The organism is Brevibacillus dissolubilis (assembly GCF_006170445.1).
Lineage (GTDB): Bacteria > Bacillota > Bacilli > Brevibacillales > Brevibacillaceae > Brevibacillus_B > Brevibacillus_B dissolubilis.
Map to the genome: position 1 here is coordinate 47,594 of NZ_VCNA01000014.1, position 16,583 is coordinate 64,176.

The window sequence follows — 16,583 nt, forward strand, 5'->3', positions numbered from 1 at the left end:
CGTAAAAAAAGAAAGGACGGCCCAATATGCCCACCGTGGCATCTGATTGAGTCGTTCCTTTCTTTTTTTAATAGACCTGTTCCTGTTGTGTCTGAGATTGCTGTTGCTCATTGGCTTGCTGAGCCCGGAAGCGGGTGAGCGGCGTATCTTCCAGACGTGAGTAGTTTTCCCGTGCCGGTACGCTGACGATCTCATCTTCGGGATAGCGGTAGGCAGTCAGCATGCCACCGAAGACACAGCCTTGGTCGACGTTGACCGCGTTGTTCTTCCGCTCGGGTTCTGGCCGTGGATCGTGTCCCCAGATAATCAGCGTATTCCCTTGCCGTGATTCCGTCCAGTCCCGGCGAAGCGGTCTGCCGTCTGCTCCGATCCCGTCGACGTCACCATAGCGGCAGAAGTTCTGTACAGCCGGACTGTCCTTGCCGATATAGCTGTCACGAATCCCTGCATGACAGGCGACCAGCTTGATTTCGCCCTTGCTCTTGACGATCTTGTGCGAAGGTGCCGTGAACAGCAGTCTGTGGCTTGCCGCACGCAATTTATTCGCCTTTTCCATTCCGTGTTCGCGCTCGTATGCTTGGAATTCCTGCTCCACCAATTCATCCCCGTGCGCCAGCGTGACCCTGCGTCCATCCAGCCAGCGTGCAATCTTCCAGCCATGATTGGAATCTACCATCTCCGCTAATCCAGCATCGATGTGGCGGATAAAAAAGTCCAGCATCGGAATCGACTTCGGACCACGGCTGGTGATGTCGCCCAAAGAGAGGATCATGCGGCCCCCCGGGTGCCGGTAGAGTTGATCCCCGGAGCCTTTGACATAGCCCAGCTGCCCGATCAGTTGGATAAATTCATCGTAACACCCATGCACATCGCCAATCACGTCGATGCCATGGTCGGCATGCATGATCGGAGAACGTCTCTGTGGCACATTTCTCAATCGTATCACCCCGTTTTAGTAAAATTACCTATTCTTACTAGCATAGCCGCAAAATAAAAAACTCATCCGTTGGCCGGACGAGCTTTGTTCCCATTTTTTACGGTTCTGGCACCTTACTGCAGATTATTGGTATGTACATAGATCGCCGCCTGTGTGCGATCTTCGACACCGAGCTTGGAGAGGATGTTGCTGACATGGGTTTTGACTGTTTTGATCCCGATGATCAGCTCGTCAGCGATCTCCTGGTTGGACTTGCCTTGCCCGATGAGGAGCAGCACCTCCAGCTCACGTGGAGTAAGCTGCTCATGCGGTGCCGCCTCCTGACCACTGCGAAAACGGGCCATGATCTTGCTCGCCACCCGCGATTCCAGCACAGGCTCTCCGGCAGCAGCACTGCGGATGGCACGGGCGATCTCGGAGGCACGGGAGGTTTTGAGCAGGTAGCTGAATGCCCCAGCTTCAATGACAGGGTATACTTTTTCATCGTCGATAAAACTTGTCAGCACGATCACTTTGACCGCCGGACACTCTTCCCGGATTCGGCGGGTGGCCTCGATACCGCCCATCCCTTCCATCACTAGATCCATCAGAACCACATCAGGCTGCAATTCCTTGGCCAGCTGGACACCCTCTTCACCACTGGAAGCCTCGCCCATCACTTCGATGTCATCTTCGGTGGAGAGATAAGCGGCAAGCCCCATCCGCACCATCTCGTGATCATCCACTAGCATCACACGAATCATACAGGTACTGTCCCTCCTTTGTTATGCGCCTCCATCACCAGTGGAACCCGCACTTCGATTTGTGTTCCTTTGCCGACGGCTGTATAGATTTCCATCGAGCCGCCAATCTCATTGACCCGCTCTTTCATCGAAACGAGGCCGTATGAGGTCATCTTATCGCTGTCCGGGTCAAATCCTACCCCGTCATCGGCTACCCGCAGTCGTACTTGTCCATCAAAAGAGAACAGCTTCACCGTCACCATATTGGCTTTGGCATGGCGCAGGGCATTGGAGAGGGCTTCCTGCAAGATACGGAACAGATGATCCTCGATCCCGTTCGGCACCCCGGTCAGATCCCCCAGCTCCCACGTAATCCCTGTCACCTGCTTGCGGGTCAACTCATCTAATAGCTCGGTGACCGCCTCTTTGAGCGATTTATTCTGCAATGTCGCCGGACGTAGATGCAGAAGCAGTGCCCTCATCTCCGACTGCGCGGCAGCTGCCATCTCTTCGACCAGCTCGATCTGCTGGGCGGCCCGCTCCGGGTTCTTTCCGATCAGCCGCTTGATCGCCGCCGTCGTCATCGCGATGGCAAACAGCTGCTGGGAGACAGCATCATGCAGCTCACGGGCCAGCCTCTGCCGCTCTTCAGTAACAGCCGCATGTCTGACCTGCTCGCCCAGCTCCGCATTGTGGGTGGACAGACGCTGCAGCGATGCCACCTGTTCTTCCCATCTGGCGGCAAATCCGTTGGTCTGTAACGCCAGCATCCCCAGCTCATCATCCCCGAGATCCGGCAAACGATAAGATAAGATCCCCCGCTGCAGATTGAGTCCAGCCTCCAAGAGGATATGTAATCGCTTTTTCAACAGATTGCCGACGATATATCCAACCACAATCCCGACGATTACCGCCACAGCCAGCGCGATCAGCAATAATAAGAAAAAGAACGTACCGTCCACCCTGACCAATGCAGGCACATGAAAATAAACCATCAGCGCCTGAAGCTGCACCGGATGCTGGTTCAGATACGCCCCAATGATATAAAACGCAAGAAAAACAGCCCCTGTGGCAAGTGCCGCAAGCAAGGCTCCCTGCCTGACAAACTGCCATTGGATACTAGCCAGCTTTTTTTGGTGAATCATGTGAGCACACCCCCTAGATGTACTTCACATCAATATCGCCAGCGATCAGCGAAATGATGATCTTTACTTTTTGGGTGGCCACGTCATAATGATCGGCTGACAGCATCACTCTACGGTTAATCCCACCCTGACGGTGACCCAGAATCTCCATGTCGCCAAAGTTCACTTCTCCTATAACAGAGACCGGCAGATCGATTGGCACGTAGATCGTCACATCGCCTATCCATCCATTGATGAAGAGGAATGTCTCTTCATCCGGTATCACCGCACGGGACAGATCGATCACGACATTGCCAATCCCGTGCCAGATCTGCATATGAGAAAGCTCAAACCGCCCTGATGTCAGATGAAAATCACCGATCAACGAGCTTCTTGACTCGACCTTCTGATGGATCGTCCCTGTCGGAAACGGGGTCTCCAGCTTCACCCGATACAGCAGATCGTCCAGGTCCCAGCCTTCAGCCATACCCGCTCCCCTCTGTGAAGCTTTCGTTTTGTCCGAAGCATTCTGTGGTGGAGTCTGTCCTTGATTGGCCGTCCACGCTTCGAATTCATCCATCCCCATATCTGATGAAACCGTCTTACCTTTATCCCCGAACAACGGCTTCGACTTTCTCCTGACCAGCCGAAGCCCGTAATACATCAGCACAAGCGGAAAAGCTATTCCCAGCGCATCATCAACCGAGATCCCAAGCCACAGATCCAGCACAAACAAGACTCCCAGTGAGATGAGGACGATTCCGCTCAACCGCTTTCTCTTCGCCCATTGTCTTGCACCGATATAAATCAAAATCAACGGCCACATATCAAAAAGACTAAATGAAATGAATCCAATATTATCGAGGAAGAGCCCAAAACCAATAAAAATAATGATGATCCCAAGGACCATCTTGCGTAAGCGGGTAGATATCACGGGAGTCTCCTCCTCTTTTGTGTCACATTCGCTGCTTTATTTTTTGATGCAGACATAGACAAACGCTGGGGGAACATTGAATGCAGTAAACTTGATTTGAACCTGACCAAACTTCTCCTCCAGATCTTCCTTCATCTGCAGAGAGTATTGGAACGTTACAAAAATACCGCCCGGTGACAGCGCTTCATAAATATTATCCAGAATGGCTTTGCGTAATTCCGGCGGAAACACGGCAAACGGCAAGCCTGATACAATCGCATCCGCCTTAGGAAAGTTCATCTCTTCCAGATAACTCGTCAAAAGAACTGCCTCGTCACGGATGATCAGATCAGGAAAACGCTTCGACAGCATCTCCTGAAACTGCGGATCACGCTCCACGACGAAGAAGTTGGTGTTCGGCTTTTTCTTTTGCAGAATCGCTTTAGTAAACACACCTGTCCCCGGTCCAAGCTCCACCACCGTTTTGACGGTATGCCACGGAACTTGTTTCAGCATGAGATTAGACAAAAAACGTGAGCTGGGCATGATGCTCCCGACACGATCCGGATGTGTTACAAACCGTCTTAAGAATACGAGTATATCCGACACAAAGATGACCTCCTAGGGGAAAAAGCAGCCCGCTTGATACGGACTGCCGAGCCTTTACGACTATTTATTCAACGAAACTTCACTTGTTGCCTGTACGGCTTCCGAATGTGGTGTTCTCCCAGTACCTAACTTGGTTTTAAGCTCTGCCAGTTCGCGTTCGATGTCATCCTTGTGTTCCAGAGCGCGAAGCTTGTGAGACAGAGAGCCGCATGTACGGTGCTGACCGGAGAGCTCGGCTTCCGCTTCCATCTGGGTCACTTTTTCTTCCATCCGGGAAAAACCGCGAATCGCACTGTCACAACCAATGCCGGTAATTGCTGTATTGATCTGCTTTTGCGTACGTGCTACCTGAGCCCGAGCCATCAGTGTATATTTTTTCGCACGCATCTTATAAAATTCATCCTTGAGCTCAGCCAGCTTCTCACGCATTTGTTGGGCAGCATCACGGGCGGTCGCATAAAGAGTTTCATATTCTTTAGCGCGGGTTTCGTACTGCTTCTTGTCCAGAAGTGCGCGGCGGGCCAGATCATCTTCGCCTTCCTGCAGAGCCAGCATCACTTGGCGGTCACGCTTCTCTGCCATAGCGTGTGCTTCTTCATATTGTTGACGGAATTTTTTCTCCTGCGCTACCTGACGGGCAACAGCCACTTCGACGCGGCCAATCTCTGCTTCCATATCACGCATGTACTGGTTCAGCATTACAACCGGGTCCTCTAAGGAATCCATTACATCATTCACCGAAGCTACTGTCAAGTCACGCAATCTTTTCAAGATACTCATCTACAATTCCTCCTTAATTTTACCATTAATTTACGAATTTAAAAAGTTAACTTATTGTTGCTTTGCGGTAGACTTTCTTTCAAAATGGTCCAACTCGTCTTCACGCAGGATCTTCTTGGCCCATTCGCGTTCCAGAATGCTTGGTGCCTCATGGGGGTCGCGGTTGCGGCTGCGCAGTAATTTAAATCCGAAGTAGATGACCACGATCGACAAGGCGCTGGTAAACAGCAGATCAAGCTTGCCGATCATCATCAGGAAGCCGAACAGGAATACCATGATTCCCCACCATCTGCCCCCTTTTCCCTCACCGGCCATGAGCTTCTTGGCTCCATAGACCATGATCAGGCCAGGGATCAGAAACCCGAAGATGTCGCCTCCGTCGATGCCCAGCATGTCTAAGAATAGAAGCGAGCCTGTGATCAGGAGAACGAATCCGAGTAGAATTTTGCCAGACCTCTCATTCACAACTTCATCCCTCCGTTTGCTCGTGTGGTTGGTGGTGTGTGGTTCGTTCATGTCTTTATTCTAGGGGAATCCGCATCTTGGCATAACGGGCGGGCGGTTGGTTTTCGTCTCCGTCTCGGGTCGGAGAGAGGGTACAACCTTGATTGGAGTCAGCTGCCTTATGCAAAAAGCCCTGATCTCTCGACAAAAAATACGCTGATAATTGTGACAAAAGTGTGAACTGTCGACAGAATAAGGAGGAAATTTATACTTCTTAACGAATTCTTACAACTATGCGTAGAAAATAATCGAAAAAAGCCGAGTTACATTACGTGTAAACGGGGGAACCACTTTTTTTGGGGTGAATAGCGGCATCTTTTGCTGCTTAGGGCAACCTTTCGACCGAACCCTTCAGCTAACCTCGTAGGCTTGGGAAAGGGGCAGCATCCTTGCGTAAATGGTTATGTTCTTTACTTGTCGCAGGTCTTCTTGTGACAGGAGCGCCATCCGCTTTTGCTGATACAGCGCTTCTGACAGATACCATCCAACCTCTTTACGGAGTGCCATACCGTTCTGCCGGCACTTCAACAAACGGATTTGACTGCTCCGGTTTTACGCAGTACGTCTACCAGAAGCTTGGTGTAGACCTGCCTCACTCCTCCGCTGCCCAATACAAGATGGGACAAGCTGTTGAAAAAGATCAATTGCAAGTAGGCGATCTCGTCTTTTTCAATACAGGCGGACGCGGCGTATCACACGTCGGCATCTACATCGGCAACAACACTTTCGCGCACTCTGAATCAGGCCGTGGTGTTGTCAAAACGAAGCTGAATGAGCCTTACTACTGGGGTAAGCGTTATGTGGGAGCCAAGCGCATCCCTGCACTCAGCCAAGTTCTTGCAGACAAAGAGACAGACAACAAAACAAACGTACAGTCCCCTTCCACATCTGCAAAGTAGTAGAAGAACCGTACATACTGTTACCCGATTTAACTTATTAAGCCAGAGGCATAATGTCTCTGGCTTTTTCTGAATCAATTTAGTACCTGCTCACAAGATAAGGTGACAGAAATGAAGGTCACAGGAAATCTTCTTCCAATCATAAATAAATTTTACATGCCAGTAAAACAACTTTCCGTGATATGATTAGGAGTAACGTAATCCTACATTGATCGACAAATATGGGAGGGTCATTCCTTTGAAGGAACATGTATTTGTAGTAGATGACAACCAAGAGATTATTGATCTCTTACAAGATATCCTAGAATCTGAAGACTTCGAAGTCTCTTATGCCAACAGTGGTGAACAGGCTCTGGAAATGCTTGGTAACGGTCTTACTCCTAACATCCTGTTGCTCGACATCATGATGCCGAATATGAGCGGGTATGAGCTGTGTGCCCAGATCCGCCGCGAGCATGACCTGCCAATCCTGTTCCTTAGCGCCAAAGGCAAGGCGGTCGACAAGGTTGTCGGCTTAGAGATCGGCGCTGACGACTATATCACCAAGCCGTTCGATGCAGAAGAGCTGCTCGCCCGCATCCGTGCCCATCTGCGCCGCTATGAGCGCATCCGCAAAGTCAACGTGCCTGTGGCTGCACCTGCCGTCGAGCCAGAAAAGGATTCGCAGCAAGGTGTACCGATTACGGTGCTCAAGTTCAAAGGTCTGGAAATTCACAAAGAAACGTATTCCGTCTATGTAAATGAACAAAAAATCGATTTGTCCACAAAAGAATTCCAGCTCCTCTCTTTCTTAGCGGAGAATCCGGGAATCGTGTTTACCCGCGAACAAATCTATGACCGCGTCTGGGGCTATGGATACGGCTCTCTGAACACGGTCACCGTGCATATCAAAAACCTGCGCGAAAAGCTGGAAGCCGACCGGACATTTATCAAAACCCAATGGGGAACGGGATACGTCTTCATCGGGGAGCGAATCTAACTCATGAAAATCGGGAACAAAATCTTTTTGGCGTTTCTGGCCGTCATCGTGGTTCATATCCTCGCCTATCAACTGGTCTTTCAGGACATGATCGTTGAGCAGATCAAAAACGACCGTCACGAACAGTTCATGCAGGAGAAGCGGGCTGCTGAGCGGGTCAGTTTTATTCAACTGATGCGGACCAACGTCTTTAAAGACCCGATGGAAATGCGTGAACTGACGGAAAGGCTGCCGGACGATCTGATGTACAAGGTCACGGTAGAGGATGCCAACGGCCACCCTATTTTTACGAAGGAATCCAATAGCTACAGCATCAAAGGCAAAGGAAAAAAGAAGATTGTCGCCGAGTACTACTTCCAGCGTCAGCCGCCTTATGAGGGACGGACGGTCATCCAGTTCTACACCGATGACCATGACATCCTCGCCTCCAAAGGGGTCTCGATGATCGTCTTCTTCATGTATGGAAGCATTATCATGATCGGGCTTGCGCTTTTGTTCATCCTGGTCCGCTGGATTCTCAATCCGGTCAATGAGCTGAGCCGGGTGATTCAGGATATCAAGTCTGGCAAGCGCTCGGTCACCTATCATTACAAGTCCAATGACGAATTCGGTCAGGTGTTTCACTACTTCTCCGACATGGTCAGCGAGCTGCGTACGTCAGAGGAGCGCCAGCAGGAATTGATCGCAGCGATTGCTCACGATTTCCGCACACCACTGACTACGATCAAGGGATACGCCTCCTACATCGGTACCGGGCGTGTCACCAATATCGAGCGCATCCAAAAGCAGATGAAAAAGATTGAAGAAAAAGCGGACGATCTGGAGCACCTGCTCAGCGAACTGCAGGATCATGTTCAACTCAGCAATCCGGACAGCCCGCTGAATAAGTCGCGTGTGCATGTCCATCCGTTCATCAGCGATATTGCCGAGGATTATGGACGCCGTACAGCTGATGCCAATCTGACTTTCACCTGCAAAATCCGTGTGACCAATGATCTCTATATGGAAGTGGACGAGCACAAGATGCGCCGTGTGCTGGAGAATCTCTTAAACAATGCGATCTATTACAACAAGCCGGAAGGGTCTATCCTGCTTACTTGTGACCAGCAGGACCAGAACCTCATCATCTCCGTGATCGATAAAGGCGAAGGGATCTCAGATGATGATTTGCCGAAAATTTTCACCAAGTTCTACCGGGCAGAAAAATCGCGCAACCGCAACAGCGGGGGTACCGGTCTTGGTCTGACGATCTGTCAAAGCATTGTAGGACGCCACGGTGGACAGATTCATGTGACCAGTCAACTGGGTGTAGGCAGCTCCTTTACTATCACGATTCCACTTCACGCTCTATCCTAGTGCCGCTTTTTGCTTTTTATTAATATTTATCTTGGGTTCATTGACGTTTAATAATTCTTTGCTATAGTAATACAGGTAAGCTACTTTCAAAATCAATCCCCAGTTTGGGTACCAGTTCTCCCGCATGATTACCGGGTAAGCTGGTACTTTTTTTATGCCAGGACGGGGAAAAAATAAAAGCTTGCCCGGAAGACGTGTATCTTCGGGCAAGCTTTTTTGGTTGGATTACAATTACATCGGAATATGTTGGGTTGGACTGCTTTTCGGTTGGATCAATGGGTACATCTTACGGATGCGGACGGCGATCAGCGATGCAATCGCTCCCTTGATCAGATCACCCGGCAGGAAGATCAGAGACTTGACTGCCACAGCCAATACTGGAACGCCGGTGATTGCTGCCTGATACGGAATCCCGATCAGATACATCACGAGCATACCGCCGACGATGTTAAAGCCAAGAACCTTCCAGAAATTCAACGAGTTCCAGCTCTTTTCTACCATATAACCTAACAGGAACGCCACGATCGGCCAGCTCAGGATGTAGCCCCCGCTCGCTCCGACCAATACACTGAAACCGCCGCGTCCCCCGCCAAGCAGTGGTGCCCCGACTGCTACGAGGATGACAAAGGCCAGAATCGACAAGCCGCCAAGTCTAGCACCCAACAGCAAGCCAGCCAGGATGATCCCCAGAGTCTGAAAGGTAATCGGCACTTCATTGATCGGCAATGTTACTTTGAAATACCCCAGTGCCGTCGTGATCGCAATCATCATGGCTGCAAGCGCGATATCTCTTGTTTTCATAAAAAAATCACCTAACCTTACGTATGATGGCAGTATCTTGCTCTCTATACGATAAAGTCAGGAGTGCATTTTTGTCAACTCGGTTTATTATAAGGGTTTACCTTTCTCCTTGACCGACAAAATTGGACTGTAGCCGCAGCAGGGAGATAAAGCAATGCTCTACGAGGTTTTCCAAGTCACCAATGTTGCCCTCGTCAATTTTACGGTGAAAATCAAGGGTAATCTGGTTCTCGAAGCTTCTCGGCGGCCACTGCTGACTGCGGTGCTCATCGATTGGGATCCCGAGGAATTGCCTGATATGCGGGCGGTTTCCCCAGATTTCATTGAGAAGATGGATGATCAGCTCCGTATCCTCAGGGACCCTCTCGACTGTCAGCCAGAAGTGGACACAGATATGACAGCCGATCTGATCTGTCAACTCCACCTCAAGCTGCTCACTGGCGATATCCCGTAGACTCGTGGAGAGCTGGATCTGTCCACGGATCGGATTCGTCTGTACCGCTTCCACCGGCAGGGTGAATTCGATATGAAAATAGCGCTGGAAGGTAGCCAGATCCATCACATCATGGCGGTCGGTGACAGTCAGATTGCCCCCCAGGTCTTGATCATAGACGTGCCCCTCCAGCACAGTCCGGATGTTGTCAAATACAGTTGGATGAAACATGATGTACCCCTCTCATGGTTTCGCTTCCCCAATAGGATGCCCTGTTTTTTACCCGGTCGCAGGTGGATGTGCAGAAAAAAAGCCTGTCCCGTGCGACGAATCGGCTGTGGGAAGGCTCTTGCTGTTCTCGGTTCGGCAGATGTCAGACTTATACCGCTTCGTAGAGCGCTTCGTAGCGCTGACCGATCTCTTCATCGGAGAGTCCGAAGTCGCGGAGACGCTTAAACATCGCTTGCACCCAGATGCTGGTGCGGTCGAACATTTTTTTGTATTTTTTGGCTTCTTTAGACTTGCGTTTGGCACGGTCCTCAGCATTGGACTTGAGGTTATCGAGGATAAAGAGCATTTTCATGGTATCTTCCTCGCTCAGCTGCTGCCATTCTGCATCGAGGTGTTTGAGAACCTCTTTATAGTAAGTATCAAATTCGTCAAAAGCAATTTCGGTGTCCATATTGAGATATCCTTTAAGCTGTTCAAACAATGCTTCCATTCTGTTACACTCCCTCGTTTTTCTTACCCTCCATTATAGCAAAAAGTGGGGGCAAGAAGAAACCATTTACATTTTCTGTTTGATGTCACTTTAGACAAGCCATCCTTGTATGTTACTATCAGGGTACCGACTCATGTTTTTCTTATCAACTATATAAAGACTAGTAGCGGAGGGAACTGTTCATGGATCCGATCGAACGTATTAAACAAGCCAACGAGCTTCTGGCCCAAAACCAATTGGAATCTGCAAAACCGATCTATCAGGAGTTAGTTGGTCAAAATCCAATCGTAGATGCGCTGGCCTATTATCATCTGGGTCAAATCGCCAACCGTCAGAAAGATCCATTGCTCTCGCAGGATTGTCATCTCCGTGCGTTTCAAGCTTATCCGAAGCTGGCTGAAATCTTGGTGGCTCCCAATCATCCTTCACACCCCTATGTGTTCACCCATCCTGAAGAAACCAATGTAGTTCACTGCCCGTTATGCGGAACCGAGGGTAAGCCATATGCCTGCTACAACACGGTGACCGGAATCGACTTCATCCCAGGATTTAATCCTGTACGTCTGTGGATGCATTGTGATAACTGCCACCACTTGTTTGCCAATAACTATCCGTTTAATCTAGGTGAGCTTTTGGCTGGTACAGCATTCGAGTTTAACTTGAATCCACGCACACAGCGATTCTCTGTCCTCTCTACCATTATCTCTAATCTCAAACGCTTGGCTCCCGGCAATAAGCTGCTGGAAGTCGGGGTGGGTGCTGGTGAATTCTCAGCGGTAGCAAAAGAATTCTTGTTTGATGTCACTGGATTGGATATCCGTCCGGCTTATGCAGAAGCAGTCTCCAACATGCTTGAGATTCCCGTTCACTGCGCCGACTTTCAGCACGTGGAGGGTGAGGCTGAGTTTGATGTGATCTGCATGGGTGATGTGATCGAGCATATGGCTGACCCCGTCTCTGCCCTCAAAAAAGCTCACAGTCTGCTTGTGCCAAACGGTGTGCTGTGGGTGTCCACTCCGAACTTTGAGAGTGCCTTCTCCTATGTGAAAAAAGAGTCTGATCCAATGTGGCTGGTAGTTGAGCACTTGAACTACTTCTCCTTTGTTTCCCTCCGTAAAACATTGGAAGAGTGCGGCTTCGAGGTCGTCAACTATCAAGTCTCCTCCCACTACAACGGTTCTATGGAAGTCACCGCAGTCAAAAAATAAAGCAGGCTCTCACGCCTGCAATCGTCTCCACAGTCTGTATACATATAACACAAACACCATAATCCCGGTAAAATAGGCCGCTTGCAATCCGCCTCTGATCCAGTCGATGGAAGAGAGACGATGTGCAAGCGGTTCTTTTATGTAATCAGGCCGGGATTCAACCCGAATGAGGTGAACAATGGTATTGCCGCCGAGTACAGGTGTCCATGCCTCTGTCCCATACTCATCATCAGGTACAAGCCAGATCTCAATGCGGTCACCTGGGCGGACATCAACAGGTGCTCCTCCGGCATATTGGTCCCATGACCAGGACGGGAGATAGGAATAGGCTACTTTCAACAGACTCCCCTCCCCGATTCCGAGGCTGGATGGCTGCTTGAAGACTTCCAATACCCTCCCCTCAACAATCCGCAGCTGCACAGGGGACATTGGGTCCGGGTTCAGAATGCGCTCGACACGGTCTTGGGTGATCTCCAGCTTTACATGCACAGGGGCTTCTCGCTTCAACTCCTCCACTTCTGTAGGCGGGGGAGCTGCCCAGCCTATCATCGGGGGGATCAGCACGAAGCATACAGCCAGCATCAACAGCGTGAATCGGTAACGCCTCACAGGTACTTCCCCCTTTTTTAATTGATACTTGTGAGACGTAACTGGCTGTCTGTGCGTTACTTTTGTTTACGCGACGGACTATACTTCTGTCTTACTCATATTGACATCTTCCGTCAAAACAATCAAAATTTAGACGGGATTCTTAAATCCATCCGAAGATGTCGCCGCCACTGTCAGCGGACTGTGTCAGCACCTCTCAACCATTTCCCATTCATTAATAGAAAAAGCTGACAAATCAGATTGGTTGTTTTTTTGATATATTAGAACATTTTTATATACGATAAAAATAACATCAGAAAAAGTTTTTTTGTTAATTTAATTTTATAAATTAGTTTACCTGAACCTATTTACAAAACTAACAATTGATACTATTTTAGTAGAAGAATATTATTCCAATTTACACTATTTTTCGATAAATTTCGCTATGGTCAGAGGTTAAGGGGAGGGAACGTTTTGTGAAAAGTATCAAGGTCGTACTGGTCGTTGTCACACTCTTGATGACTGTTTTAGTTTTTGCTGGTCAATCCATTTTTAGTTTCTTTCAATTCAGCAATATTTTTATCAATGAAGTACAAGAAAAATTGATCTTTCAGGCTGAGAAGGAATCCGGAAATTTTTACAGCCAGTTGGATCATGTCGGTAAGTACACTGAATCTCTCGCTATCATGATTGCTTCCTCTGATACATATGGCCCCAACACATTTTCCAAGAACGTAGAAAAAACAGTTGAGGCAGACAAAATGATCGTGGGCGGTGGTTTCTGGATGGAACCGAATGTCTATGATCCTACTAAAAAATTCTTCGCTCCTTATGCCGCCAAAACCGACGGTAAAGCTAAAATCACATGGGAATATAGCACGGATCAGTACAATTACTTCCAATACGATTGGTATAAAGAAGGAATGAAGACAGAGAAAGCGGCCCTCTGGAGTGAGCCTTACTACGATCAGGTGTCTGGACAGACCATGATCACCGTATCCAGCCCAATCCGCAAGAACGGCAAGTCCATCGGGGTCACCACCATGGACGTCGGACTCAATGAACTGCAGGAATATGTCGCTACGATCAAAGCAGGAGAAAACGGCTATGCCTTCCTGCTGACCCGTGACGGTACCTACTTGGCCCATAAACAAAAAGAAAAGATTTTTAAAGGCAAAATCACTGAGGAAGCGGATGCGAACTGGAAGCAGTTGGGTGACGAAATCCTCAAGCAGGACAAAGCAACGATCACCCAAGCTACGCTGGACGGTACGGATATGCTCGTGGTCTATACCCCGATCGCCGATACAGGACTCAAAATGGCGATTCTCCTGCCGCGTGATGAAGTGCTGACCGGTCTGAAAAATCATGTGATGCTTACTTCGATTGCTTTTGTTGTCGCTATCGTATTTTTTGCACTGCTGCTGATCATCTTCATCAACCGTATCGTCATCCAGCCACTCTCCCTGTTGCGCGAAGAGATCAACAAGCTCGTGGAAAAAGGCGGCGACCTGACACAAGAAATCAAGATCAAACGCAAGGACGAGATTGGCGATCTGGTTCAATCCTTCAACCGCTTCATCGCCAACCTGCGCACAATTATGGCAAATGTGGTCCACAACACCGAGCAAGTGGCCAGTATCTCTCAGGAGGTTTCGTATGCAGCCCAGCATGCAGGTGAATCCTTCAAGCAGGTAGCCAGTACGATTGACCTGATCGCCCAAGGTTCCGGTACCCAATCGGAGGAAGCAAGCAAAATCCTCCGTATGATGGAGCAGACCCAGATGTATGTAAGCGATGTGAACGATCAGGCTGAGAAGACCGCACATAACGTAGAGTCCTCCACCCAGGTGGTCTACAGTGGGGAACAGGCGATGAAGGAAGCGACCCATCATCTCGAATCCCTGACCAATATGTTGCAAAATGCGACCGATGCGATCCAACAGCTGGGCGGACGCTCCCAAGAAATCGGCGTCATCATCACGACGATCACCGATATCTCCAGCCAAACCAACCTGCTTGCGCTGAATGCTGCGATTGAGGCAGCCCGTGCAGGTGAGCACGGCCGCGGCTTCGCGATCGTAGCGGACGAGGTGCGCAAGCTTGCGGAAGAATCCAAACAGGCCGGGGAACAGATCACGTCTCTGATCACTGCCATCCAAAACGAGACCTCCAGCATCGTCGATATGATGGCTGCCAACCTCGATGCCATCCATCGTCAATCCGATATGCTGTCCACCGGGGACAAGGCCCTTGCCACCATTGTGTCACAGGTCGAAGAAACGAGACGCAATACAATCGGGATGCAACGGATCTTCAACAACCTGCAAGAGAACTCCGTGGCGGTGCTGCAAGCGATCGAGACCACATCCGGGATCATCGAAGAGTCCTCCGCCTCGGCAGAGGAAGTGGCCGCAACCGCCCAAGAGCAGTCTGCCACCCTCGATGAAATGGTCAGCCGCCTGCAATCCCTGGCAAGCCTGTCCAGTGACCTGCAAAACGAGATCGGCAAGTTCAAAGTATAACAGCCTGACAAAAAACGGGATGCCCAAGTCAAAGTGCTTGGCATCCCGTTTTTTTGTCATTCATTACGATGAGTGAGGCTGGGCATCCGGCTCTGCCTGTTCTGCCTTGGCTGGCAGCAGCAGTGCGATCAGAGCGGCGATGATACTCATCACGACCATCCATTGAAATACGGTCTCAAGACCTACAGCCATCTGTACTCCAGCACCGCTGTAGGTGTTAAACACCGCACCAAGAACGGCAACCCCTACCGTCTGGCCGACAATCCGTGTGAATTGTAGCGTCCCTGTCGCTACACCGCGCTGTTGCCAGCCTACACTGCTCTGGACAGAGATGGTGATCGCTGTCATCGAATAACCAAAACCTGCCCCGATGATGAACATTACGAGCGGAATCATCCAGACCGGGCTTTGTTGGTTGACAAGGGACAGGAGCGAATACCCGAGGATCAAAAGCAACAGCCCGATCATCGTCGCCCGTTTGTACCCGGAGCGGACCAGCATACGCCCCCCTAAGGAAGCCGCTATCGGCCAGCCAATTGACATCGGCAGCAGAGAAAGGCCCGCATATGTTGCAGAATGCCCCATCACGCTGATAATCCACATCGGCAGATACGCATTGATCCCCATCAGAATCCCGCCCTGCACGAAGGAGACTGCCTGTGACACAGACATCAGCCTCATTTTATACAGACGCAGCGGAACCAATGGCTCTGGCACCCGCCGCTCAATCATCAGGAAGATCCCGAACAAGACGGCACTGACGATGAAATACATCCACGTAGCCGCAGTCAGATTCAGAGCGCTACCCTCTCCACCTGAGAGCAGGCTGTAGAGGAACAACCCGAGGCTGAGCGAGAAGAACAAGGCCCCGTAATAATCGATATGTACCTTTTTAACCACCACATTCTCGTGGAAGTTCTTCCAGATGAGGAAGATGGCCACAAGACCGACTGGCAGGTTGATGTAGAAGATCCATTCCCACGAGATATAATCGACGAAAAAGCCTCCCACCAACGGTCCGACGATCCCGGCCACACCCCACATCGAGCTGAACAGCCCCATCAGCTTGGCCCGCTCCTCCTGCGAGAACACGTCTCCGATAATCGTCATGGTCATCGGCTGTACCGCCCCTGCGCCGATCCCCTGTAAGGCACGGAAGATCATCAGCTGTGTCATCGATGTAGACATCCCGCACAAGCCTGAACCGATCAAAAAGGTGGCGGTACCGAACAGGAAGATTTTTTTCCTCCCGAACAAATCTGCCAGCTTCCCGTAGATCGGAGTCGTGATGCCCGTAGTGAGCAGATAAATGGAGAAGACCCATGAGATCAGCTCGCTTTGTCCGAGATCGCCTGCAATCGCAGGCATCGCCGTACTGACCACCGTCGTATCAATCGCGGTCAAAAACGTTGCCACCATCAAGGCCGTAATGATATTGCGCTTGCTGGACTGTGAAGTTGTCATACCCATTTTCTCCCTTTTTA

The 16,583-nt window shown here is 50.0% G+C and carries 17 protein-coding genes and 1 riboswitch; of the genes, 5 read left to right on the forward strand and 12 right to left on the reverse strand.

What is annotated here, in order from left to right; translation table 11 throughout:
- Positions 1–67 precede the first annotated feature (67 nt).
- The 7 genes from prpE to FGI41_RS21195 form a co-directional block, all read right to left on the reverse strand.
- Complete coding sequence (prpE, locus tag FGI41_RS21165; RefSeq protein ID WP_139492297.1) at positions 68–937, reverse strand: bis(5'-nucleosyl)-tetraphosphatase PrpE; 870 nt, start codon at positions 935–937, stop codon at positions 68–70.
- Between the two features lie 113 nt (positions 938–1,050).
- A complete protein-coding gene (locus FGI41_RS21170; protein ID WP_139492298.1) occupies positions 1,051–1,680 on the reverse strand; it encodes a response regulator in 630 nt (209 codons plus the stop codon).
- On the reverse strand, positions 1,677–2,801 hold the full coding sequence (locus FGI41_RS21175) for a sensor histidine kinase (protein WP_176560391.1): 1,125 nt from the start codon (positions 2,799–2,801) through the stop codon (positions 1,677–1,679). Before FGI41_RS21175 ends, FGI41_RS21170 begins: the two co-directional genes overlap by 4 nt.
- Positions 2,802–2,817: 16 nt before the next feature.
- Positions 2,818–3,717 (reverse strand): cell wall-active antibiotics response protein LiaF, encoded by a 900-nt coding sequence (gene liaF / locus FGI41_RS21180; RefSeq protein WP_255298576.1) that lies wholly within the window; start codon positions 3,715–3,717, stop codon positions 2,818–2,820.
- Between the two features lie 36 nt (positions 3,718–3,753).
- Positions 3,754–4,305, reverse strand: a complete 552-nt coding sequence (locus FGI41_RS21185) for a class I SAM-dependent methyltransferase (protein WP_139492300.1) — start codon at positions 4,303–4,305, stop codon at positions 3,754–3,756.
- Between the two features lie 60 nt (positions 4,306–4,365).
- Positions 4,366–5,085 (reverse strand): PspA/IM30 family protein, encoded by a 720-nt coding sequence (locus FGI41_RS21190; RefSeq protein ID WP_139492301.1) that lies wholly within the window; start codon positions 5,083–5,085, stop codon positions 4,366–4,368.
- Positions 5,086–5,136: 51 nt separating this feature from the next.
- Positions 5,137–5,550, reverse strand: coding sequence for a LiaF transmembrane domain-containing protein (locus FGI41_RS21195; RefSeq protein ID WP_139492302.1), 414 nt, complete (start codon positions 5,548–5,550; stop codon positions 5,137–5,139).
- A 285-nt stretch (positions 5,551–5,835) separates the two neighbouring features.
- A riboswitch (cyclic di-AMP (ydaO/yuaA leader) is annotated at positions 5,836–5,974 on the forward strand.
- Between the two features lie 4 nt (positions 5,975–5,978).
- On the opposite strand from FGI41_RS21195, the gene FGI41_RS21200 reads away from it, so the two are divergent.
- From FGI41_RS21200 to FGI41_RS21210, 3 genes are all read left to right on the forward strand, one after another.
- Positions 5,979–6,488, forward strand: a complete 510-nt coding sequence (locus FGI41_RS21200; RefSeq protein WP_139492303.1) for a C40 family peptidase — start codon at positions 5,979–5,981, stop codon at positions 6,486–6,488.
- Positions 6,489–6,726: 238 nt separating this feature from the next.
- A complete protein-coding gene (locus FGI41_RS21205) occupies positions 6,727–7,467 on the forward strand; it encodes a response regulator transcription factor (protein ID WP_139492304.1) in 741 nt (246 codons plus the stop codon).
- 3 nt (positions 7,468–7,470) lie between these two features.
- Positions 7,471–8,823 carry a sensor histidine kinase gene (locus FGI41_RS21210; RefSeq protein ID WP_139492305.1) on the forward strand — a complete coding sequence of 451 codons (1,353 nt, stop codon included), beginning with the start codon at positions 7,471–7,473 and terminating at the stop codon, positions 8,821–8,823.
- 231 nt (positions 8,824–9,054) lie between these two features.
- Here the strand turns inward: FGI41_RS21210 and FGI41_RS21215 are convergent, their stop codons facing one another.
- The 3 genes from FGI41_RS21215 to FGI41_RS21225 all read right to left on the reverse strand — a co-directional run bounded on the left by FGI41_RS21215 (position 9,055) and on the right by FGI41_RS21225 (position 10,778).
- Complete coding sequence (locus FGI41_RS21215; protein ID WP_139492306.1) at positions 9,055–9,624, reverse strand: biotin transporter BioY; 570 nt, start codon at positions 9,622–9,624, stop codon at positions 9,055–9,057.
- A gap of 97 nt (positions 9,625–9,721) precedes the next feature.
- A complete protein-coding gene (locus FGI41_RS21220; protein ID WP_139492307.1) occupies positions 9,722–10,288 on the reverse strand; it encodes a hypothetical protein in 567 nt (188 codons plus the stop codon).
- 148 nt (positions 10,289–10,436) lie between these two features.
- Positions 10,437–10,778 carry a hypothetical protein gene (locus tag FGI41_RS21225; RefSeq protein WP_139492308.1) on the reverse strand — a complete coding sequence of 114 codons (342 nt, stop codon included), beginning with the start codon at positions 10,776–10,778 and terminating at the stop codon, positions 10,437–10,439.
- A 182-nt stretch (positions 10,779–10,960) separates the two neighbouring features.
- On the opposite strand from FGI41_RS21225, the gene FGI41_RS21230 reads away from it, so the two are divergent.
- Entirely contained in the window at positions 10,961–11,986 is a 1,026-nt protein-coding gene (locus FGI41_RS21230; RefSeq protein WP_139492309.1) for a class I SAM-dependent methyltransferase, read from the forward strand.
- Positions 11,987–11,995: 9 nt separating this feature from the next.
- Here the strand turns inward: FGI41_RS21230 and FGI41_RS21235 are convergent, their stop codons facing one another.
- The gene (locus tag FGI41_RS21235) at positions 11,996–12,595 is read right to left on the reverse strand and encodes a hypothetical protein (RefSeq protein ID WP_139492310.1); all 600 of its coding nucleotides are present in this window, start codon (positions 12,593–12,595) and stop codon (positions 11,996–11,998) included.
- Between the two features lie 455 nt (positions 12,596–13,050).
- On the opposite strand from FGI41_RS21235, the gene FGI41_RS21240 reads away from it, so the two are divergent.
- The gene (locus FGI41_RS21240) at positions 13,051–15,099 is read left to right on the forward strand and encodes a methyl-accepting chemotaxis protein (RefSeq protein ID WP_139492311.1); all 2,049 of its coding nucleotides are present in this window, start codon (positions 13,051–13,053) and stop codon (positions 15,097–15,099) included.
- Positions 15,100–15,162: 63 nt separating this feature from the next.
- Here FGI41_RS21240 and FGI41_RS21245 read toward each other — a convergent pair whose 3' ends face one another.
- Entirely contained in the window at positions 15,163–16,563 is a 1,401-nt protein-coding gene (locus FGI41_RS21245) for an MDR family MFS transporter (RefSeq protein WP_139492312.1), read from the reverse strand.
- Between the last annotated feature and the right edge of the window lie 20 nt (positions 16,564–16,583).

Bases quoted from the DNA above. Each gene is read 5' to 3' on its own strand.
- FGI41_RS21170 (WP_139492298.1), bottom strand. From the start codon at position 1,680: ATGATTCGTGTGATGCTAGTGGATGATCACGAGATGGTGCGGATGGGG.
- FGI41_RS21190 (WP_139492301.1), bottom strand. From the start codon at position 5,085: ATGAGTATCTTGAAAAGATTGCGTGACTTGACAGTAGCTTCGGTGAAT.
- FGI41_RS21210 (WP_139492305.1), top strand. From the start codon at position 7,471: ATGAAAATCGGGAACAAAATCTTTTTGGCGTTTCTGGCCGTCATCGTG.
- FGI41_RS21215 (WP_139492306.1), bottom strand. From the start codon at position 9,624: ATGAAAACAAGAGATATCGCGCTTGCAGCCATGATGATTGCGATCACG.
- FGI41_RS21220 (WP_139492307.1), bottom strand. From the start codon at position 10,288: ATGTTTCATCCAACTGTATTTGACAACATCCGGACTGTGCTGGAGGGG.
- FGI41_RS21225 (WP_139492308.1), bottom strand. From the start codon at position 10,778: ATGGAAGCATTGTTTGAACAGCTTAAAGGATATCTCAATATGGACACC.
- FGI41_RS21230 (WP_139492309.1), top strand. From the start codon at position 10,961: ATGGATCCGATCGAACGTATTAAACAAGCCAACGAGCTTCTGGCCCAA.
- FGI41_RS21245 (WP_139492312.1), bottom strand. From the start codon at position 16,563: ATGACAACTTCACAGTCCAGCAAGCGCAATATCATTACGGCCTTGATG.